Source organism: Bernardetia sp., from assembly GCF_020630935.1.
In the GTDB taxonomy this organism is placed as follows: Bacteria; Bacteroidota; Bacteroidia; order Cytophagales; family Bernardetiaceae; genus Bernardetia.
This window is the reverse complement of sequence record NZ_JAHDIG010000072.1, coordinates 1-21,728: the sequence shown is the minus strand read 5'-3', so window position 1 is coordinate 21,728 and position 21,728 is coordinate 1. Positions and strand designations below refer to the sequence as shown.

23 protein-coding genes are annotated in these 21,728 nt (G+C 33.4%); 13 read left to right on the top strand and 10 right to left on the bottom strand.

Going from position 1 to position 21,728, the window contains the following annotated elements; all coding sequences use genetic code 11:
• From QZ659_RS16935 to QZ659_RS16895, 9 genes are all read left to right on the top strand, one after another.
• Positions 1-999: DegT/DnrJ/EryC1/StrS family aminotransferase (locus tag QZ659_RS16935; RefSeq protein WP_291727628.1), on the top strand; the 999-nt coding region annotated here is incomplete at its 5' end.
• A gap of 75 nt (positions 1,000-1,074) precedes the next feature.
• Positions 1,075-1,917, top strand: a complete 843-nt coding sequence (locus QZ659_RS16930; protein WP_291727626.1) for an FkbM family methyltransferase — start codon at positions 1,075-1,077, stop codon at positions 1,915-1,917.
• A gap of 14 nt (positions 1,918-1,931) precedes the next feature.
• On the top strand, positions 1,932-3,020 hold the full coding sequence (locus QZ659_RS16925) for a glycosyltransferase family 9 protein (RefSeq protein WP_291727624.1): 1,089 nt from the start codon (positions 1,932-1,934) through the stop codon (positions 3,018-3,020).
• Positions 3,021-3,147: 127 nt separating this feature from the next.
• Positions 3,148-4,146 (top strand): bifunctional phosphoglucose/phosphomannose isomerase, encoded by a 999-nt coding sequence (locus QZ659_RS16920; RefSeq protein ID WP_291727622.1) that lies wholly within the window; start codon positions 3,148-3,150, stop codon positions 4,144-4,146.
• Positions 4,147-4,207: 61 nt separating this feature from the next.
• Positions 4,208-4,906, top strand: a complete 699-nt coding sequence (lipB, locus tag QZ659_RS16915) for a lipoyl(octanoyl) transferase LipB (protein WP_291727620.1) — start codon at positions 4,208-4,210, stop codon at positions 4,904-4,906.
• Positions 4,907-4,984: 78 nt separating this feature from the next.
• Positions 4,985-5,599: an anthranilate synthase component II gene (locus tag QZ659_RS16910; RefSeq protein WP_291727618.1), complete on the top strand. Its 615-nt coding sequence runs from the start codon at positions 4,985-4,987 to the stop codon at positions 5,597-5,599.
• A 243-nt stretch (positions 5,600-5,842) separates the two neighbouring features.
• Entirely contained in the window at positions 5,843-6,295 is a 453-nt protein-coding gene (locus tag QZ659_RS16905; protein ID WP_291727615.1) for a DUF2147 domain-containing protein, read from the top strand.
• A 91-nt stretch (positions 6,296-6,386) separates the two neighbouring features.
• A complete protein-coding gene (locus QZ659_RS16900; protein ID WP_291727613.1) occupies positions 6,387-6,908 on the top strand; it encodes a hypothetical protein in 522 nt (173 codons plus the stop codon).
• Positions 6,909-7,189: 281 nt separating this feature from the next.
• Positions 7,190-8,545 (top strand): dihydrolipoamide acetyltransferase family protein, encoded by a 1,356-nt coding sequence (locus QZ659_RS16895; protein ID WP_291727611.1) that lies wholly within the window; start codon positions 7,190-7,192, stop codon positions 8,543-8,545.
• An 84-nt stretch (positions 8,546-8,629) separates the two neighbouring features.
• On the opposite strand, the gene QZ659_RS16890 is transcribed toward QZ659_RS16895, so the two are convergent.
• The 6 genes from QZ659_RS16890 to QZ659_RS16865 form a co-directional block, all read right to left on the bottom strand.
• A complete protein-coding gene (locus tag QZ659_RS16890) occupies positions 8,630-9,259 on the bottom strand; it encodes a matrixin family metalloprotease (protein ID WP_291727609.1) in 630 nt (209 codons plus the stop codon).
• 38 nt (positions 9,260-9,297) lie between these two features.
• The gene (locus QZ659_RS16885; RefSeq protein ID WP_291727607.1) at positions 9,298-9,453 is read right to left on the bottom strand and encodes a hypothetical protein; all 156 of its coding nucleotides are present in this window, start codon (positions 9,451-9,453) and stop codon (positions 9,298-9,300) included.
• Positions 9,450-10,112, bottom strand: a complete 663-nt coding sequence (locus tag QZ659_RS16880) for a hypothetical protein (RefSeq protein ID WP_291727605.1) — start codon at positions 10,110-10,112, stop codon at positions 9,450-9,452. Before QZ659_RS16880 ends, QZ659_RS16885 begins: the two co-directional genes overlap by 4 nt.
• A gap of 109 nt (positions 10,113-10,221) precedes the next feature.
• The gene (locus QZ659_RS16875; RefSeq protein ID WP_291727604.1) at positions 10,222-10,953 is read right to left on the bottom strand and encodes a hypothetical protein; all 732 of its coding nucleotides are present in this window, start codon (positions 10,951-10,953) and stop codon (positions 10,222-10,224) included.
• A 70-nt stretch (positions 10,954-11,023) separates the two neighbouring features.
• Positions 11,024-11,575 (bottom strand): hypothetical protein, encoded by a 552-nt coding sequence (locus QZ659_RS16870; protein WP_291727603.1) that lies wholly within the window; start codon positions 11,573-11,575, stop codon positions 11,024-11,026.
• 109 nt (positions 11,576-11,684) lie between these two features.
• Entirely contained in the window at positions 11,685-12,758 is a 1,074-nt protein-coding gene (locus QZ659_RS16865; protein ID WP_291727602.1) for a branched-chain amino acid aminotransferase, read from the bottom strand.
• Positions 12,759-13,143: 385 nt separating this feature from the next.
• Here QZ659_RS16865 and QZ659_RS16860 point away from each other — a divergent pair, with 385 nt between their 5' ends.
• Both QZ659_RS16860 and rsgA read left to right on the top strand, forming a co-directional pair.
• Positions 13,144-14,430: a chorismate-binding protein gene (locus tag QZ659_RS16860; protein WP_291727601.1), complete on the top strand. Its 1,287-nt coding sequence runs from the start codon at positions 13,144-13,146 to the stop codon at positions 14,428-14,430.
• A 199-nt stretch (positions 14,431-14,629) separates the two neighbouring features.
• Positions 14,630-15,553, top strand: coding sequence for a ribosome small subunit-dependent GTPase A (rsgA, locus tag QZ659_RS16855; RefSeq protein ID WP_291727599.1), 924 nt, complete (start codon positions 14,630-14,632; stop codon positions 15,551-15,553).
• Positions 15,554-15,597: 44 nt separating this feature from the next.
• Here rsgA and QZ659_RS16850 read toward each other — a convergent pair whose 3' ends face one another.
• Genes QZ659_RS16850 through QZ659_RS16835 form a run of 4 tightly spaced genes read right to left on the bottom strand, consistent with a single transcriptional unit; the run spans position 15,598 to position 18,271 of the window.
• Positions 15,598-16,068 (bottom strand): HAD domain-containing protein, encoded by a 471-nt coding sequence (locus tag QZ659_RS16850; RefSeq protein ID WP_291727598.1) that lies wholly within the window; start codon positions 16,066-16,068, stop codon positions 15,598-15,600.
• Position 16,069: 1 nt separating this feature from the next.
• Positions 16,070-16,315, bottom strand: a complete 246-nt coding sequence (locus QZ659_RS16845; protein WP_291727596.1) for a hypothetical protein — start codon at positions 16,313-16,315, stop codon at positions 16,070-16,072.
• Between the two features lie 13 nt (positions 16,316-16,328).
• Positions 16,329-17,762 (bottom strand): pyridoxal phosphate-dependent decarboxylase family protein, encoded by a 1,434-nt coding sequence (locus QZ659_RS16840; RefSeq protein ID WP_291727595.1) that lies wholly within the window; start codon positions 17,760-17,762, stop codon positions 16,329-16,331.
• 53 nt (positions 17,763-17,815) lie between these two features.
• The gene (locus QZ659_RS16835) at positions 17,816-18,271 is read right to left on the bottom strand and encodes a YrhB domain-containing protein (RefSeq protein WP_291727593.1); all 456 of its coding nucleotides are present in this window, start codon (positions 18,269-18,271) and stop codon (positions 17,816-17,818) included.
• An 81-nt stretch (positions 18,272-18,352) separates the two neighbouring features.
• Between QZ659_RS16835 and QZ659_RS16830 the strand changes: the two genes are divergently transcribed.
• Together QZ659_RS16830 and QZ659_RS16825 are read left to right on the top strand one after the other, a co-directional pair.
• Positions 18,353-19,537: an XrtY-associated glycosyltransferase XYAG1 gene (locus QZ659_RS16830; RefSeq protein ID WP_291727591.1), complete on the top strand. Its 1,185-nt coding sequence runs from the start codon at positions 18,353-18,355 to the stop codon at positions 19,535-19,537.
• 114 nt (positions 19,538-19,651) lie between these two features.
• Complete coding sequence (locus QZ659_RS16825; RefSeq protein WP_291727589.1) at positions 19,652-21,601, top strand: OmpA family protein; 1,950 nt, start codon at positions 19,652-19,654, stop codon at positions 21,599-21,601.
• Positions 21,602-21,728 lie beyond the last annotated feature (127 nt).

Genomic DNA, 21,728 nt, shown 5'->3' with positions numbered 1-21,728 from the left:
CAAGAGTTTGAAAAAGAATTTGCTCAGTATTGCCAAACAGATTTCTGTATTGGTGTAGGAAATGGATTAGATGCGCTGACTATTACTTTAAAAGCTCTATCAGAAAAGTATAAGTGGGAGAAAAATACTGAAATTATTGTTCCCTCAAATACCTACATTGCCACCATTTTAGCTATTCTTCAAAACGGCTTTATGCCTATTTTAGTAGAGCCTAGTATTGAAACTTACAATATTAACACATTAGAGATTGAAAAAGCAATAACTCCGAAAGCCAAAGCAATAATAGTGGTACATCTGTATGGCAAAGTATGTCAGATGGATAGAATTGAAAAAATTGCTAAACAGCATAACTTGTTTGTTATAGAAGATGCTGCACAAGCGCACGGAGCAAGTCTCAAAATTAACTCTGAGAATCAAAAAGCAGGAAGTTTTGGCGTTGCGAATGGGTTTAGTTTTTATCCAACAAAAAATTTGGGGGCGTTGGGAGATGGAGGAGCAATTACAACTAACGATGTAGAACTAAATAAAATAATTCGCTCACTTAGAAATTACGGTTCAGATAAAAAATACTACAATGATAGAATAGGTTTCAATTCTCGCCTTGACGAGCTACAAGCAGCTTTTTTGCGTATCAAACTTCAAAAATTGGATGAGATAAATAATCATAAGAGAAAACTTGCTAGGCTTTACTTAGAAAATCTCAAGTCAGATTTTATTTTGCCACTCGTAGAGAAAGATTTTCATGACGTGTATCATATTTTTGCTGTTCGCCATCCGAAAAGAGACAAGTTGAGAGAGTATTTATTAAAGAATGATATTGGAACAGAAATTCATTATCCTGTTCCTCCAGCAGAACAAAAAGCACTTAGAGGAAAGTTAAAGGAAACTAATTTTCCTATTGCTAAAAAAATTCACAAGACTATTCTTAGCCTTCCTATTTCATATTGCCATACAGAAAATGATATTCTAAGAGTGATTGAAGCAATGAATAAGTTTTAAGATAAAATACGTACCTTTGAGCCTTCAAAAAATAACGTTCTACTCCATTATGAGTAGAGAAAAAATAAAGCAACAATGGGCATAGTTAGTAAAGGAAAATATTATTTACAAGAAATTGCTTTTAATTTCTCAAAAGGCGATACGTTTGGCGATAAATTAGGTCTTACTCGTCAAGTTCTTTCCTTTCATTGGTACAATCAAAAACAAGAATTAAAGAGGGTAGAAGAAAAAGCTATTAAGCACGTAGTACAGTTTCCACAAGGAAAGCAAGATGTACATTTGCGTACACATAGTGGCGATATGTTTGTTTTCTATGAGATTTTTATGGAAGATACATATCTACTTCCTAAAGAATGGACAAAAAATGTAAAGTCTATTGTCGATTTGGGCGCAAATATAGGTCTAACGACACTCTATTATTATCAGATGTTTCCAGAAGCTCATTTTGTTTGTGTAGAGGCTGCTCCTACTAATTTTAATATTTTAGAGAAAAATCTTCATCCTATATCTTCCAAAAATCAACTCACAGCATTGGAGGGAGCAATTTATAGTCAGTCGGGCGAAGTAGCCTTTGAAACAGAAGCAATTGCTTGGGGAGGAAAAATAAATCAAGATACTCAAAGCATTACTACTACGAAAGTACGTGCTTATGACATACCAGAAGTAATGCAGAAAGCAGGTATCGAAGAGATAGATATTCTTAAAATTGATATTGAGGGAGGCGAAGAAGAACTCTTAGGAAAAAATAAAGAGTGGTTGCATAAGGTAAAAGTAATCATCATCGAACTGCATGGACACTATGATCTAGACCGTTTAAAAACAGATATTTCTCCGTATGGATTTGAAATTATTTTACCTACTGAGCAGGAAGATTTACAAATGATAGCTGCTATTGCAAAAGAACGTTTGAATAAATAAAATAGTAACAAACTTTGAAAAAAATCCTTATTCTTCGCTTTTCTTCCATTGGAGATATTGTCTTGACAACGCCTGTTATTCGTTCGCTTAAAATGCAGTTTGAGACAGTACATAATGAAGAATTAGAATTGCACTATGCCACCAAAGCGAGTTTTGAAAGCGTTTTGAAGTATAATCCTTATTTAGACAAAATTCATTTGCTTCAAAAAGAACAGTCTATTTCAGATTTTATTGCTATTCTGAAAAAGGAAAAATTTGATTTTATCATAGATTTACACAAAAACCTGCGTACTAGCCTCATAAAATTCAGAATTTCTGCAAAATCATATTCTTTTGATAAACTAAACTTTGAAAAGTGGTTATATGTCAATCTCAAAAAGAACAAAATGCCGAATCGTCATATTGTAGAGAGGTATATGGACACGTTAAAACCATTAGGAATTACGTTAGAGGAAGACGAAAGACAAAGCGAAACCGAGAACAAAAAGAATAAAGAAAAAAATAAGGAAGTAACAGGACTAGATTATTTTTTGGGAGCAGAAGATCATTTTGAAATAGAATGGTTGCCTAAGTCTTATCAAAATGGTTATATTGCTTTTGCCATTGGTGGAGCGCACAACACTAAAAAGTTGCCTTTGAAACGAATGATTGAACTTTGTGATAAGATAAACAAACCAATTGTTCTCTTAGGAGGAAAAGAGGATATGGAAAACGGAAAAGCTATCTTTGATTTTTTTGAAAAAGATAGAGATACAGTAGCCTCTCAAGAAGCGATTGAAAAGTTAGGAAAAAAAACACGTATTTTTGATGGATGTGGTAAACTCACTTTAGGACAGTCGGCTTCTTTGCTCAAACAATCTAAGGTCGTTTTTACACACGATACAGGACTGATGCACATTGCAGCAGCTTTCAAGAAAAAAATATATTCTATTTGGGGAAATACTACTCCAGCTTTAGGAATGTATCCTTACAAGACAGAGTTTGTAATTTTTGAAAATAATAAAATTTCTTGCCGTCCGTGTTCTAAAATTGGCTTTAAAGAGTGTCCAAAAGGGCATTTCAAGTGTATGAATGAGCTAATTTTTGATTTTTGGATTCCCTAATTTTTTAAAACTTTTGATAGTATTTATAATCTAAAATTTCTTATTTTTACATTTTTGTTTTTGTGCCGACCCTAGCACAATTTAGTATTTTAATTAGTAGTAGAAGTCAATAAAAAAAGGTGTGATTATGATGTATGAATTAATTTCTAGTTTTCCCAACCAGTTGGAAGAGGCATATTTAAGTTTTCAAAAACTATCTCTTTCTTCACTTGAAGATAAAAAAATAACTAATGTTGTAGTAGTAGGGTTAGGAGGTTCTGGAATTGGTGGAAATTTAGCACAGACGATTACTCGTAGTTTGCTTAGTGTACCTTATCAGGTTTGCAAAACATATAATTTGCCTAACTACATCAACGAAAATACACTTTTTATTGCATCATCTTTCTCTGGAAATACAGAAGAAACACTGGCTTCTTTAGAAGAAGCACAGCGCAGAGGTGCATACATTGCCTGTCTTACTTCTGGAGGTAAGTTAGAAAAAATTGCAAATCAAAAGGGCTTTGATTTAGTTCCTTTGGCTTCAAGAGCTGCTTGTCCTAGAGCTCATTTACCTTATTCGGTTACTTCACTTTTATTACTTTTGCATCATTACGGATTGGTAGAAATAGGTTTTGAGAAAGAAATACAACAAACTGTTGAAAAATTAAAAAAGGATGAGAAAACAATAAAAGTAGAAGCTCAAAAGTTAGCAAAATCTCTCAAAGGGAAGTTTCCGATTTTATATGCAGATGCTATCTTAGAACCTATGTTGATTCGTTTTCAGCAGCAAATCAATGAAAATGCAAAACAGCTTTGTCATGTCGCTGTTTTTCCAGAGATGAATCACAACGAACTGGTAGGCTGGCACTTGCCAAAAGAAATTTTGTCTAAGACACACATTTTACTATTCCATTCAGATTATGACCACGAAAGGGTAAATAAAAGAATGGAAATTTGTGAAGGTATTTTTAATAAGCACACCCATTCCATTACACACATTGCAGCAGAAGGAAATTCATTTTTGGAGCAGGTATTCTATTTGATTTATCTGACGGACTGGGTTTCATATTATTTAGCAGAAGAAAATGGCGTTGACCCTTTCCCTGTAGAGGTTATCAATTATTTAAAATCTTCTCTACAAGAATAAAAAAAATATCCTAAACGACGGTTTTAGTCCTCGTTTACGGTTGCTAATACATAATTAAAAAATGCAAAACGTAATTTTCGAACATCTTGGAACACTCTCCTATAAAAAGGGGTGGGAATACCAACAAGAAATTTTTGATAGAATATTTGATGTTAAAAAGCAAAATCGTGAGCTAGAAGAGCAGAAACAGCTTCCAACACCAAACTATTTACTTTTCTGTCAGCATAATCCTGTCTTTACATTGGGAAAAGCTGGTTCGATAGACAATTTATTGCTCTCTGAAAAAGAATTAGATGAAAAAGGAATTGAATATTTTGAAATCAACCGAGGTGGAGATATTACCTTTCACGGATTAGAGCAGCTTGTAGGCTATCCTATTTTAGATTTGATGAATTTCAAGCAAGATTTGCATTGGTATTTTAGAGAATTGGAAGAAGTCATTATCCAAACTATGCAAACCTACAACCTAGATGCTGGAAGAGTAGAAGGATTGACAGGCGTTTGGATAGACCCAAATTCTGACAATCCTAGAAAGATTTGTGCCATCGGCATTCGTGCCAGCCGTTGGATTACGATGCACGGATTTGCACTCAATGTCAATACCGATTTATCTTATTTTGATTTGATTATTCCTTGTGGAATTACAGACAAAGGAGTTACTTCATTAGAAAAAGAATTAGGAGAAAAAATAGATATGAAAGAAGTAGAAGAGCGAGTAAAGACACAGTTTGAAAAAAGATTTGGAGTAAAAATTATTTAGAGAATTACGAATTTTTTGAGTTGAATATAATAAAGCCTAGTGAAACTAAGTTTCGGCTTGATAACTGATAGGCAAAACATGATATTACTTTTAGACAATTTTGATTCGTTTACCTACAATCTGTGGGACTATGTCCAGCGTTTGGGAGTAGATTGTAAGGTGTTTAGAAACGATACGCCTTTAGAAATTCTTAAGCAATATGATTTTACTGGAATCATTCTTTCTCCTGGTTTTGGAAAGCCTCAAGATGCAGGAAATATGATGGATGTAATAGATTTTTATCATCAGAAATTACCCATTTTGGGAGTTTGTCTAGGACATCAAGCTCTAGGAATATATTTTGGAGATGCTCTTATTTATGCAGAAAAACCCATGCATGGAAAGGTTTCATTGATTAATAGCTGTGTAGATGAAAATAAAGATTTGATATTTCAGAATATGCCTTCAAAAATTGAAGTGGTACGTTATCATTCTTTACTCATAGAACTACGAAAAAACAGCCCACTCATTCCAACAGCTTTCACAGAAAAAGGTGAATTAATGGCATTTTCTCATACAACACTTCCCATAAAAGGGATTCAATTCCACCCAGAAGCAGCACTCACAAAATATGGCTTACAAATGCTAGAAAATTGGCTTTCACTAACCAAACAAAAAATATCTACAACCAGACTAGAAAATATTTTAAACTAAAATCTTATTTGGATTAGATTTTGTCCTTTCAATATACTGTACACTTGTATAAGTGTCAGAAAATTTAAAAGTTGTTTAATAATGTAGTTTTATACAATTGTTGGTACTGACTTATCGGTCTGACCTTGGTCTATTAGGGCAGTCTCGCTAGAGCAGACCATAAATAATTTGTATTTTCTCTATTTTTAAACAGCTTCTTATTTTATACAATACTTTCTCTCAAAAATATCAAATCTTATTTCTATGATTCGCACTACACAATTTTTCCTTTTAGTCTTTTGTATAGCTCTTTTTTCTGCTTTTGTTCCACAAGACAGCCCCAATGCAAAGGTATTAGGCAAATGGAAAACTATTGACGACGCTACAGGCAAAGCAAAATCTATTATTGAAATCTACGAAGTAAATGGAAAAATTCATGGTAAAATTGCTGAACTTTTAACCGAAACAGACCAAAATAAAGTCTGTGAAAACTGCACAGGAAAACGAAAAGGAAAGAAACTAGTCGGAATGGAAATTATGTACGGACTGGAAAACGATGGAGATGATAAGTGGGAAGATGGCAAAATCTATGACCCAGAAAGTGGTAAAGAATATAGTTGTAATATCAAATTACTCTCTGCTGATAAGTTGGAAGTAAGAGGGTATATCGGCTTTTCGTTTGTAGGGCGTTCACAAAACTGGCATAGAGTGAAGTAATCACCAATGTTAAAATTAAGAATAGACAATCTACTTTTGAGTGGGTTGTCTTTTTTTATGTTTACATTGAAAATAAAAACTGTATAAGAAAATGAGAGCAGAACTAGAATGTCCAGTAGAAGAGAGATATTTATTTGCTGATGAGTTATTTTCAGATGAACTAACAGCTTTTTGGCAAAATACAAGCACAAGAAGACTTAAAGATCATCTCAAGGGAACAGAATATAAGAAATACATCAACTGGAAAAGAAGAGAAAATCAAGTAGCTCTTTTTACTATGCATGCTTATGCAGATTTGGCTGTTCCGAAGAAGTTTGATTGTATTTTTGAGATAAAAAATCCTTCAAACTTTGTAAATACCAAGTTTACTTTGATTCAAGCTATTTGGGAAGCTTGGTTTCCTATGGATACTCTTGACCACGGACATAAACACTTATGCATATTTGATTTTGAAAATGAGATTCCTAAGATAATTGATAAACTACACGTTTCGGAAGGTAAAGTTTCAACATTACCAATGGGAGCTTCATGGTTAGGGATTTGTCAGATGAAAGACTATGAAGAAATAAAAAAAGCAAGAGAAAAATATCTTAAAGAACGTTCAAACCGCTGATAGAAAAAACTTCAAAGTGAAATATTTTACTACAAAAAAACTCATTTACAGTTATTTAGTTATCTGAATGCAGAGAAAAGCCTAATAATCTCTCTAATTTTGAAAATACTCTTTTTAATCCTATTTTTTTGGTAAATTTGTAAAAATGTAGCTCACTCTTTAGAATGAGAAAAGTGGTAAAGAGCATTTTAACTCTCAATCTCTGCTATTGTTGGTGTGTTTATCAGCAATAAAACTTAACAAGACCTAACTAAGAAACTAACTCATAAATATACATCACTATGGCTAAAATAGAAATGGTAATGCCCAAGATGGGCGAAAGTGTAATGGAAGGCACAATCCTTACTTGGCTCAAAGAAGTAGGAGATGAAATCGAACAAGATGAATCAGTCTTGGAAGTAGCAACAGATAAAGTAGATACAGAAGTACCAGCTACGCACGCAGGTACATTAGTAGAGATTTTGGTAGAAGAAGGCGAAGTTGTACAAGTAGGCGCACCGATTGCTATTATAGAGACTGTTGGAGAGGAAACAGCAGATGCACCAAGCAGCCCAGCTCCACAACAAAAAGAGGAAAAAGTAGAAGAAAAAGAACTAGCATTAGAAGCTGCAACCTCAAATGGTGGTAGCCAAATGAATGGAGCAGTTCATCAACAAAATGACTTTGCCACAGCTACACGTTTCTATTCTCCTTTAGTGATGTCTATTGCCAAAGAGGAAAAAATTTCAATGTCAGAATTAGAAACTATTGAGGGAACAGGCTTAGAAGGAAGAGTTACCAAGTCTGATATGTTTACATATTTGAAAAACAGACAAAATGGAAACAAGGGAGGAAGTCAGCAAACACAAGCTCCTGCTCCAGTACAGGCTAAAAAAGAGACAAAACAACAACCACTTACACAGCTTCAACCTTCAAAATCGTATGGAAATGGTATTGAGGTAGTAGAAATGGACAGAATGCGTAAGATGATTGCCCAAAGAATGGTAGAATCAAAACGCACATCTCCACATGTAACGTCTTTCATTGAGGCAGACCTTACCAACCTTGTAAACTGGAGAAACAAGTGGAAAAGAGTTGTGAAAGAACGTGATGGTGTGGCTCTTACTTTTACTCCTATTTTTGTAGAGGCAGTAGCAAAGGCTATTCAAGATTTTCCAAAAATCAACTGTTCGGTAGATGGCGATAATATCTTAATGAAAAAGGCTATCAATGTAGGAATTGCAGTAGCTCTTCCAAATGATAATTTGATTGTCCCTGTAATTCATAACACCAACGAACTCAACCTTCTAGGAATTACTAGAAAAGTAAGTGAGCTTGTAGAGAAAGCAAGAAATAATAAACTTTCTCCAGACGACCTTTCTGGAGGTACTTATACACTTTCAAATATTGGTTCGTTCGGAAATATGCTCGGTACACCAATCATTATGCAGCCACAGGTAGCCATTATGTCTGTTGGAGCGATTGTTAAGAAGCCAGCCGTTGTAGAAACAGAACAAGGCGATATGATAGGTATTCGCCACATGATGTATCTTTCTCACTCTTACGACCATAGAGTTGTAGATGGTGCTTTAGGAGGAAAATTTGTAAGACGAGTTGCTGATTACTTAGAAAACTTCGATGTAACAAGAACGATTTAATTGTAAAATATTCATTCAGCGAAGCTAATTATTAGTGATTAATTGCAAAACCTCATCAGATTCTTTGAATTTGATGAGGTTTTTTTATTCGCCTACTAATGAAGAGCAATAACTATACAGTTTCAAATCAACATTATCTACTGTTTTGATAGTTTCGGCAGCATCTCGCATAACACATTTATTATCATGAGTGCAATGTTTTAATCCTAGATTGTGTCCTATCTCGTGCATACATATTTTTTTTAGTCTAGTAATAAACTTTTTTCTTCCTGCTGATTTTATTCTATAAGTGGATACTACACAACTCACTCCCGGTCTGTAACCCAAACCAAAAATGCCCCAGTCGGTATATTTATTTTCTGGTTTCAAAATATTTCCATCTCTATCTCTTTTTGTAGTTGATATGTCTTTATTGGTTACTCCAATTATATAATCTATTGAATCTGGAATTTCTCTTTTTAAAACTTTTAGAATTGAATCAGCTCTATATCTAGGAGATTTTATATTTATGAATGCAGATTTTGGTAACGGCTTATTTTTCAAGATAATTACTTCATCAAAATCATAAACATCTAAAATAGTCTGTTTTATCGTATCAGTTAAATATTTATCTACATTTCCAAAGCCTTGAATACCAATAGTTTTTGTCTTTGTGCTGACTGGATTACAAGAGATAATAGACAGAGATAATAGTAGTAGGAAAATGTCTTTCATATCTAATTAGATTGAGTGTTCAAATAGAACTGTTTCATTTAAGCTGATATTTCAAAGTAAAGAGGTTGCCAATCTTTTACACCAATTGTGTAGTTTATAAAATATTTTTTCTCTACAAAATTGATTTCCCATTCTTTCAAATCTGTTAAGTCTTTAGAAATAGAAAGGCTAGAAAGTTTAGAGTCAAAAATCAACCATTATGAGGTTTGTTATCAAGATTTTTTATCTTTTCTATTAAACTTTCTATTATGGGTCTATATTCTTTTCTTTTTCTTGCAATATTGTTGAATAGAATGTTTTCAAGCTCTTGAATAGCTTTTTCCTCATCTCCTTCTCTTGTAATCTTAATTTCTCCTAGAATATATTTAGCCCAGTTATCCATATCTTTTTCTGTTAGCTTAGGAGCTACATTGAAGTAATCTACAAACGTTTCAGTGTTTTTAGTAACAAAATTAAAAGACGATTCTCCAAGTGCTTCTGAATAAAAACCATCTGAACCATTCATAGACTTGGTAAAGACTATGAAATAAAATACATCAGTTTTGGGGTTGTCTGTAAAAAGGCTGTCAGTTATAGAAAGCATTTTGTTATCATCAGATGAAACCAGTCTCTCTTTATTGTAAATATCTTTGTAATAATTATCAATAGACTCATTTCGTAAGGCGTTGTCTACTTCCACTTGAAGTGGTGATTTATTTTCGGTTGAATTGTCCTTCTCTTGACTACTTTCTTTTGAAGTATTATTACTAGAATCTCTTTCTTCCAAATCTTTAGAAGCATCTAATTGCTGATTTCCACAAGAGAATAAAGTTAATCCTAGAACAAAAATTACTATATTTTTAATGATGGTCATTGTATTGAAATAAAAAGGTGTAAATAAATAATTTTTCGTTGTCTTTTAGATATTTCATTGATTATACTTTTTTAATTTAGCTCTGAGGTAAAAAAAAATATTCCTTATTTCATTTATTTTTCTTAGACTCTTTCCGAAAGCTATATTTTTCATCAAATCCCCTTTTTCTGATTTTGTCTAAGTTGCTTATTTCACTGCTTTTCGTCTCTTTATCAGCCAGAACTCCACTTATAAACTGCGATATTTCTTGAAAACAGGTAAAAGCATCTTTTACTTTATAAAATTCTAAATCTTTTAGCTTTGAATTTGCTTCTACTGGAAACTCATTATTTAACCTAACATTTTCGTAGTCTTCTTTTTTGAATAGTTTGTTGTTAATGGTAAAAACAGGACAGTTTATGCTAGTAAACCAATTTGTATAGTCTTTCGCATAGGCAATATTCTCAAAGTATTTTTCTAATTCTGATAAAGAGGGACGGACACCTTGGTCATAATATTCTACAAATTCTATATGTTTATTGCTGCTTGTGAGCTTATCAAAATATTCATCCAAGTCTTGTGCAGAATAAAATACTTTATTTTTAAATTGTTTTAACCCTATGCTTTTTAGTAAAATACATGGATATAATTTTCCACAAAATCCAATAACAATTTGATGAACTTCATAAGTTTCGTTATGATGTACCACTATCTCGTCTAAATAAATAGGTAAAAAGCCTTTTAACGAACCAACATTTTTTAGAACTCGCTTCTCTGTATGTCGTATGTATAGAGTTTCTGAATCTTGTCCGTAGGCTACCACGCTGTCGTAATAATCTTTGTACTTTGATACGATTTTCATAATTACCTTATTGTTTTGTTTTGTAGTTCATAGAACATCAAATACTCGTAATTTTTATTACACTACAGATTTATATCTTATTGTAAAATCTTTTTACTCGTTCAGAGAGATAACCTCCTATTACTTTTTCATCTAACCATTTAGCCCCTTCATAGAAGGACAGTAATCTAGGGTTTTGAGTTTCTGAGATATCTTCTAATATATCTAGTTTATCTGATATTGATTTAGCTATCTTCAATCCTGTTAAAGTTATTATTTTTGCTTCATGCTGATAATCTTCTTTCGGCTTAAAAGCAGAAACATAATCAGTAATTTCTTGAAGTGTTGTAGTCTTGAATACTTGTTGATTGCCACTAGGAATATTTATATACTCACAAACCATTGCATTAGTAATTAATAGACAGCCATCGATAAAGAAATTTTCATCTTGTTTGTATAAATCAGTTCCTTCAATATTCAAATACTCCCAGTAATTGTACGTATAATCAGACTCGGGAACATAAGCATTTTTTATATCTCCTATATTTTGGTCGAAGTAATATAAAATTTCTTTTCTCAAAGGCTCAATATGTTTATAATCAAGTTCAACTTGCTCCCCACTGAGTTTTGTAGCAAAAATCATTTTTTAGTTATGTTTTTATGTTAATGTAAAAACTGAAAAAACGCATCATATCCATAAAAAAATACAATGCGTTCATCACTAATCATTAAAAATTAATTAGTTTAGTTAATTAAACTTTTTCCATCCATCCAAAACGGTCTTCTATTTCTGCCGAACGAAGAGCTTTGAGTTCTTTTAGAAGGTGGTTACTAATTTTTCTTGTCTCAACGGCTGGAAGTTCGTAATCTGTGCCGTCTAATCCAATGGCTGCAATCTGTGAAATTACGGCTGCTGTACCTACGCCAAAGGCTTCTGTGAGTGATTCGTTTTTGATAGCCTCCATCACTTCATCTACTGTGATTGGGCGTTCTTCTACTTCATAACCCAAATCTTTTGCTAACACAACCAAGCTCTTACGAGTAATGCCTTTCAAAATAGTGTCTCCTGCTGGTGGTGTTACAATTTTTCCATCAATAACGAACATAATGTTCATCGTCCCAGATTCCTCAATAAATTTGTGTTCTTTGGCATCTGTCCATATAAGCTGGTGATAACCTTGTTCTTGTGCTAATTTGGCTGGGTATAAAGCTGCTGCATAATTTCCCCCTGTTTTAGCATTTCCTACGCCTCCACTTGCTGCACGCACAAACTCCCTTTCAATTTTCACTCGTACAGGCTGCGTATAATACGCCCCTACTGGACAGGTAAAGATGATAAATTTGTACTCTTCTGCTGGGCGAACTCCTAAGAAACCTTCTGAAGCAAAAATAAACGGACGAATATAAAGCGAGCTTCCTTCTACTTTAGGAACCCATTTTCTATCAATATCAATAAGTTTTTTAAGTCCTTGCATAAAAATTTCCTTATCCATTGTTGGAATACACATACGCTCACACGAACGCATCAGACGCTCATAATTTTCCTCTGGACGGAAAAGAACAATTTCGTCTTTGGTATTATAAAATGCCTTCATTCCTTCAAAAATAGTTTGAGAATAGTGAAGTGTAGAAGCTGCTGGACTTAAAGAAAGATTACCGTAAGGCACAATTTTAAAATCTGTCCAAGCTCCGTTTTTATAGTCTGCAATAAACATGTGGTCTGAAAAAACACGCCCAAAAGGAATATTATTTTCATCTAAAGTATCTATGCGTGAGTTTTGAGTAGGCTGAACATCAATATAAATATTTGTGTCGGTAGAGAGCATAGTGATATGTATTTTGTGATTTTATGGAATAGAAAGTATTGATTCTCAATAGTATTGAGCGAGAAGTAATTTTTTCAAACAGTAATTTTGATATACTTCAATATAAAAAAACTGCTTTTCTTGTTAGCAAGATACTAAATTTAGTGCAATTTTGAAAGCAAAACAGTCTGTTTGAAATATAGTTTTATAACCTATTAAGACATTATTTTATAATTTGAAAATGAATGAAATGGTTTTGATTTTATACCTAACTTTGCAACATCTTCTAATTTTGTTCGTTAATCATAGTATCTTTCATTTTTATTTGAAAGTTTTGAAATTAAAATAGAATTACCTAAACGACGGCTTTAGTTCTCGTTTACGGTTACCGAAAAATAAACCAGTCGTGAAAAATTACTTAGCCATATCCGAATTATTAGAAATTGAAAAATCTGATGTACACTTTGATAAAAATCAGTTACATCCCTTCGGATTTATCAAAAAAATGTGGTGTGCTGCCATTGCTCAAAACTTAGGTGTTGCGCTTTGGAGAGAACCAAATACAGATAATTTACAGTTAGTTATTGATTTATCTCAAAAAACAAAGTTAGTAGAAGCTGATTTGGAGGAGTTGGGAACAGGTTTTTTGATGCACAAATTTGAAAAGCACTTTGAAGCTAATTCTAATAAATCAAAAGCCTATTTTTTGGAAGCTCATTTATATTTTGACTCTTCTAGTGATTTTATAGTAGAGAATGTTTCTAGTAAGAATAAAAAGCAATTTGAAAAACTAATTAAAACCAAAAATCAGTTTTTTCAAAAACTAAAGCAAATCCAACAAGAAAAAGAGTGTAAAACACCTTATTTTTATCCTCAAAATATTCCAATAGCTACTACACGAGCAACACACCATAAAGCTGTTGAGAAGGCAATTAAGGCAATGCAAAATGAAGAGTTTCAGAAGGTGGTTATTTCTCGTAACAAATTTATTGATTTGAATGATGATTTTGATGCTTTGGAAGCCTATCAAAAACTAGAAAAGCGATATAAAATGGCTTTTGTTTCATTAGTTTCTATTCCTCGTGTCGGAACGTGGATGTGTGCCACGCCAGAACTTTTGGTAAGTCAAAACAAAGACGGTATTTTCAGAACGATGGCACTTGCAGGAACACAATCTGGAAAAGAAGTAACAGAACTCAAAAATGCACTTTGGAGACAAAAAGAAATTGAAGAGCAAGCCCTTGTAAGTCGTTATATTATCAACTGTTTTAAGAAAATTCGTTTGAGAGAATATGAAGAAATTGGACCCAAGACGGTCAGAGCTGGAAATATTTTGCATCTAAGGACAGAGTTTCTAGTAGATACCGTAAAAGAGCGTTTTCCACAGCTTGCAACCGTTATGTTAGAACTTCTTCACCCTACATCAGCTGTTTGTGGAATGCCAAAAGACATTACAACACAATTTATTTTGGAAAATGAAGGGTATGATAGAGGTTTTTATGCGGGATATTTGGGAGGCGTAAATTTTAAAAACGGAAGTAGTTTGTATGTGCAACTTCGTTGTATGCAACTTTTAGAAAAACAAGCTATTTTGTATGCTGGAGGTGGAATTACGGCAGACTCTGACACAGAAAGAGAGTGGCAAGAAACTGAAATGAAATGCCAGACGATTGAAAGCGTGGTTTTTGAATAAATGTAGCATTTGAATTTAGTCTGTGCAAAGTATAAAATTAAGCCATTTGACCTACAAAATATAATTTTTTACATTGTTTTCGAACTCTAATTGCTAAATTAGGGTTCTTTTATTTTTAGACGATAATGCGACTTTAATATTCTAATAAATAATGGTATTAATTCGTAATTCGTAATTTATCTATTCGTAATTCAACTATATGAAAGGACTCATTTTGCGCTCAACAGGCTTGTGGTACGATGTTTTGTCAGAAAATAATCACAGATACAAAGGACGTTTACGTGGAAAGCTACGCCTCAATGATGAAAAAGTAACTAATCCGATAGCTGTTGGCGACAGAGTAGAAATGAGCTTAGAAGATGAGGAGGAAAATACCGTTTTGATAGAAAAAATAGAAAAACGAGAAAACTACATCAACCGACAGTCTCCCAAAAAAGAAGGTTTTGCTCACACTATTGCAGCTAATTTAGACCAAGCTATTGTTGTCGTTACGTTGGCAATGCCTCGCACTTCGGCAGGTTTTATAGACCGTTTTTTAGTAAGTGCAGAAGCCTTCCGAATCCCAGCCATCTTGATTTTTAATAAAACAGATTTGCTCTCCAAAGATGAGTTACACATTCAAGAAAAAATGATGCAGCGTTATGAGCAGATTGGTTACAAATGTATTGCTATTTCTGCCACAGAAGATAAAGATATAAGTAAAGTAGAGGAGATGTTGAGAAATAAAGTTTCGTTGGTTTCTGGGCATTCGGGAGTAGGAAAAAGTACGCTTCTCAATCGCCTTTCTCCAGAAATAGAACAAAGCACAACAGAAGTTTCTGACTATACAGAAAAAGGCTTGCATACTACAACATTTGCTGAAATGTTTGAAATAGAGAAAAATACTTTTGTCATAGATACTCCTGGTATTAAGGAACTTGGACTAATGGATATGGAAAAAGCAGAAATTAGCCATTATTTTCCAGAAATGAGAGAACGTTTAAATCAGTGCAAGTACAACAACTGCCTACATCTAAGAGAGCCTAAATGTGCTGTTATTGAAGCTGTTGAGAGTGGAGAAATTGCCAAAAGCAGATACAATAGTTACCTTTCTATGATGGAAGGGCAGGATAATAGGAGATAGTCAAAAATGCTAACTTATTTTATTATCAAAATATACAATAAGAATTAGAGCTTCCATAGGTTGGTAATAATATTTTTTGCTTCTGCTAGTTTTTCAGAATCAAAGCCTATGGTTAGATGAGTTCGAACCCAATATTTTTTATTTTCCTCACCAAGTTTGTGCAGGCTAGAATCATCATCTAAAATTAAAAAGTTACCTACCTTTTCCTTTCGTAAAAATGATTCTATTTCATCAATTCGTGGAGTATTGTAACTCTTTGGAATAGGCAAAAAACCAGCAATTTCTTTTTCTATATTTCTATTAGAAAATATTTTCCTAAATTCTTCTAAGTTTTTTGTCATTCTTCTTGTTGAGGAGAGCCATATTTCACATTCTAAATTCTCAGTCAGTAGATTGAAATTCTCCACACATTTTTTATTAAACATAGAATAGCCATCAACATCAATTTGGTCAGCTTTCCAACTTGGTGTCGTTATCAAAACACCATCTAAGTCCAAGAAAATAATATTACTCATTTTATTTAGAGGCTTTATTCTCGTTCAAATACGTAGTAATCAAGTTTTCCAATTGCTTAATTTCTTTTACTTTTTTGTCAAGTTGTGATACCATCATTTTCTGCTCATCATTCAAATTATCTTTATCTGAATGCTTTATTATTTTGGAGCAGGCATCAATAAAAGAAGAGTTTTGCCTTAGCTCATGGATAATATGCTTTATGAAATCTATTGGCTCTAGGCTTTTTATTTCTTCTTCGTTCCACATTACAAAATAAATTTTATTTCAAAACTGATAACTGCTCACTACTAACTGACAAAAGCAATTCCCAAAAATTATCAATATGTTTTTTCTCTACATACGTTTGTCCAATAGAAAGACGCAAGACATATTTTCCATTTAGTTTTGTGTGAGATAAAAATACTTTTCCCGTCTGGTTGAGAGATTTGAGAATCTGCTCATTGATTTTGTCCAACTCTTCTGCTGATTTATCTTCGTCAAAATATCTAAAACAAACTAGACCAAGTTCTGGGTTTGTAATGAGTTCAAAGTTTTGATGAGAAATTATTTTTTGTGTAAAATAATCAGCCAACGAGAGATGTAAACGTAATTTTTCTTGGATGCCATCTAAACCAAAATTACGCATCACAAACCACAATTTTAAAGCACGAAAACGTCTGCCAAGTGCAACTCCCCAATCTCTATAATTATTTACCTTGCTTTCAAAACCTGTCTTTAAATATTCTGGCAAAATCTCAAACGTTCGGATAAGTGCGACCTTGTCTTTTACATAATATGCCGAACAGTCAAAATTGACAAACATCCATTTATGTGGATTAAAAACATAGCTATCTCCAAGTTCTATCCCTTCAAACAAATAACGTTTTTCTGGTAAAATCGCTGCTGTTCCTGCATAAGCAGCATCAATATGAAGCCAAATGCCGTACTTACTGCAAACTTCAGCCATTTCTACCACATTATCAAAGGCTGTGCTGCTCGTCGTTCCTAAGTTTGCTACTGCCCAAAGTGGAGTAAATCCATCTTGAATATCTTGTTTAACTTGTTCTTCAAAAGCATTTATGTCAATAGCAAAATTTGAATCTGTTTTTATTTTTATGAGGTTATCACTTCCAATTCCTGCAATTCGGACAGCCTTATCAATAGAAGAATGCGTTTGGTCAGAACAATAGGTTCTAAATTTTTTATTAAAAAAGGCTAGTCCTTTCGTGTTGCTTTCAAAATTAGTTGCTTTTTCTCTTGCAGTAAGAAGTGAACAAAGCGTACCAGCCGAAGCTGTGTCTTGAATTACGCCGTGCCAATCTTTAGGGAGTCCACACCACTCGGCAAGCCAAATCATTGTTTTTTCTTCTAGTTCGGCAGCAGCAGGAGAAGTTTGCCAAATCATACATTGCGCTCCTAAGGTAGCTGTCAGCATTTCACCAAGCACCGACGCAGGGGAACTGTTGGCAGGAAAATATCCAAAAAATTGTGGGTTTTGCCAGTGCGTCATTCCCTTCATAATTATATCATCAAAATCTTTCAAAATAACGTCCATTGATTCACCTTCTTTTGGGGCAGAAACAGGCAACTCATCAAAAATCTGACGAGGCTCTACTTTTGAAAGCACCTCAAAATCTTCTACATTTTCTAAATAATCAGCCATTTTATCGGCTACTTTATGGGCGTATTCTCTGAAATTTTCTCTTTGGAGCATTTTTATAGATATGTTTGTATGAAATTGTTGATATCAAAGGTAAGAAATATCAATCACTCAAATAGGCTTTTTAGCATTCGATAAATTTTACGAAAGGAGGTATTGTTTCTTTCTTCCTCTAATAATTTTCGCTGCCTTTTCTCATCCTTCTTCAAATTTATTTCGTGTTGTTTATTGTATGCTTCTATTCTTTCCTGTTCGTTCTTAATAGGAATACTATATTTTTCTTTCTTATAAAGTTCTTCTATCGTAAATCCAATAAACTCTTGTATAGGATGTGTAGCAAGTGAAGTAACACTACCATCGTTTTTATCTATGATAATTACCCCAGCTCCTAATAGCATATATTCCGTTAAACCATTTTTGACGAACTTTTCGCTGTTAAAGTATAAAATCCACCCAAGCTCAAATTCTTTAAACCCAGTTTGTATTATATTATCCTTATATGACTTACTCAATTCTTTGAGTTTCTTATCTCTTATTTTTTCAGCTTCTTCAAGTGTAATCATAGTAGATTTTTATCTAAAGAATCGTTTGTATCTTTGTTTGATAAAATAACCAATAATTCCATCAATAAAAAAAATAAAGAATTGAACATTCTTCATATTACACCTTCTTACAAACCTGCTTATATCTATGGAGGAACAACGGTTTCGGTAAGTCGTCTGTGTGAAGCGCAAGCCGATTACGAAAATACGAAAGTAACCGTTTATACAACGACTGCCAATGGAGAAGCAGAACTCAAAGTAAAAGAAAATACACCCGTTTTAGTAGAAAATGTAGAGGTTTGGTATTTCAAAAGGCAAACAAAAGACCATACACATTTTTCTATTGGACTTTTAAAAAAAGTATTTCAGACAGCTAAAAATTTTGATGCTGTTCATGTTCATTCGTGGTGGAATACAGTTGTTATTTTCTCGGTGTTGATATGTATTTTGAGAGGCGTTAGAGTAATCGTTGCGCCTCGTGGAATGTTGGGAGAATATACACTTCAATCACAAAAAAAATCGCCTAAAAGCATTTTTCATAAGTTTATTGGTAAAAAACTACTAAAAAAATCATTTCTTCATCTAACAGCACAAATAGAAAGAGAAGAGGTAAATTATGCTGAAGACGATAAAGTTTTTGTACTGCCTAACCTTTTATCGCTTCCAAAACAAACTCAAGAACAAAAAGTGACAGAAAGAACAAAAAATACAGATGTTTTCAAACTCGTTTTTATGTCTAGGATTCATCACAAAAAAGGTTTAGAAATTTTGTTTGAAGCCATACGTAGGTTTAAAGAGAAGCATCCAAAAGTAACCTTAGAACTAGATTTGATTGGAAAGAGTGAAAGCATAGTCTATGAAGAGTCTCTAAAAAAACTTATTTCTGAAAAAGAACTAGAGAAACAAATCTGTTGGGTGGGTTGGCTAGAAGGAAACCAAAAATTTGAGCATTTAGAAAAATCTGACTTATTCGTACTACCTTCTTTCAATGAAAACTTTGCTAATGTTGTGATAGAATGCCTTAGCACAGGAACGCCTGTTTTGGTGTCTGATAAAGTGGGCTTGGCATCTTACGTAGAGGAGAAAGATTTAGGTTGGGTCTGTAAAGCAAACAGTGTTGAGTCTTTACTTCAAACGCTAGAAAAAGCAATAGATAATAGTAAAAAGCGAGATAAGATAAGAACAGTTGCACCAAAAATAATTCAAGATGATTTTTCTTCTGAAAAACTAGCCAAAAAGTATATTGAGATATATCAGAAAATCAAAAATACAGGAAAGACAAAATAAATGTTATTCTTTATTGTTAGGAAAAAGGCAGTCCTTTTCTCTCACAGATAATAACAAAGTTGGTTAAATGGCGTTTTTTTGAAAACAGTTACACCAACGAAACCCAATTTTTTTATGATGGAACATTCAAATTTACCTTATTTCAGAAAAGCTTTGGTCTTTTCTCTATTTTTTGCCCTATCATTTTTTTTAGTATTTTCTTCTTTTGCACAAGGCACAAGCAACAGAAGGGCACAAACAGCCTACCAAAACGGACAAGATTATATCGCTTCAAGAGACTTTGAACGTGGAATAGAACTGCTTGAAAAAGCTGTGAATTTAGACAACGATTATTTTGAAGCACATTATGCGCTTGGCAGTCATTATCATTTATTAAGAAATAGAGAAAAATCAAAATATCATTTTAAAGAAGCTGCACGCATTATTCCCAACGACCCACGTAGAGTATCTTTATATATGATTGTGGCAGGAGACTATTTGCAAGAAGGAAAATATACAGAAGCCAATACCTATTATCAAAAATCTTATCAATACGCACGTTCGCAAGCACAGAAAAAAGTAGCTACACAAGGTTTGGCAATTTGTAAGTTTGGAATGGAGGGAATGAAAAATCCGATGGATATAAACCCAGAACGTTTGCCAGACGTGATTAATGCGAGAAAACTCCAGTATTTTGCCGTCTTGACAGCCGATGAAGAAGAGATGTATTTTACAGCAAGAGATGGAGACAACCCACAAGCAGATGAAGATATTTTGAGAAGCATAAAAAAGGATAGCCTTTGGCAAACCCCTGAAAAAGTAGAAGAACTAAACACTCGTTCCAATGAAGGCACATGTACAATTTCAGCAGACGGACGAACCATTATTTTTACAGTCTGTGAGAATAGTGGAAGACAAGTTTATGGAAGTTGTGATTTGTTTATCAGCGAAAAACAAGGCGACAAGTGGTCTGAACCCAAAAATATGGGTAATCTCATCAATACTTCTGCGTGGGAAACACAGGCTTCACTTTCAGCAGATGGCAGAACGTTGTATTTTGTTTCTACTCGCCCAGGTGGGTATGGAAAATCTGATATTTGGAAATCTACTCGTAACGATAGAGGTGTTTGGAGTGCGCCACAAAATCTAGGAGAACAAATCAACACTTCTGGCGAAGAAAATAGTCCTTTTATTCACGTAAATGGTAAAACACTTTTCTTTGCGTCCGATATTCATTTGGGGTTTGGTGGTTTTGATTTATTTCAAACACAGGTAGATGAAAATTCTTCACTTGGCTGGACAAAACCAAAAAATTTGGGCTATCCTATCAATACATACAGAGACCAGCATAGTCTTTTTGTTACTGCAGATGGAAAAACAGCCTATTATTCAGATTTAGACATTGGGCAGCGAGACATTATAAAAAGCGATATTTACAAATTTGAAATGCCTGAAGAAATTGAAATTCCTGTAAGTAGATACATTAAAGGAACAGTCTATGATGCCAAAACAAAGGAAAAGCTAGGCGCAAGTATAGATTTATACAATATCAGCAACAAAACTATTCAGTCATCGGTCAAGTCTGACCCAAGAAATGGAAAATACCTTTTTGTCTTGAATGAAGGTTCAAATTATGCGCTCAATGTCAATAAAGAAGGTTATTTATTTCAAAGTCTTTCCTTTGATTATTCGGAAGGAACAGGAGAAAATGTAATCGTTGATATTTATTTAGAAAAAGCAGAAAAAGGCTCAAAAGTAGTTTTGAACAATATCTTTTTTGATACAGACAAGTGGCAACTCAAAGAAGAATCCAAAACAGAATTAGACTTAGTAGTAAAATATTTAGAAACCAGTCCAAATATTAAGGTGCAAATTTCTGGACACACTGACGATGTAGGAGACAAAGCCTATAATCAGAATCTTTCTCAAAAACGTGCCAATTCGGTAGTCAATTATTTGATAGAAGCAGGCATTTCTAAAGAACGCTTAGAGACAAAAGGTTTTGGAGAATCGCAGCCACAAGTTCCAAACACTTCACCAGAAAACCGAGCAAAAAACCGACGTATAGAATTTGAAATTTTGTAGAAAATAAACTATTATTATCACATTACTTGTTATAGGAAAATACTGTTGTTGGTGTTGCTATGTTAGAACATCAATAGGGTAAACGCACGAAAAAAGTATTATCTTTCTTCTTTTTTTGCCTTATGCA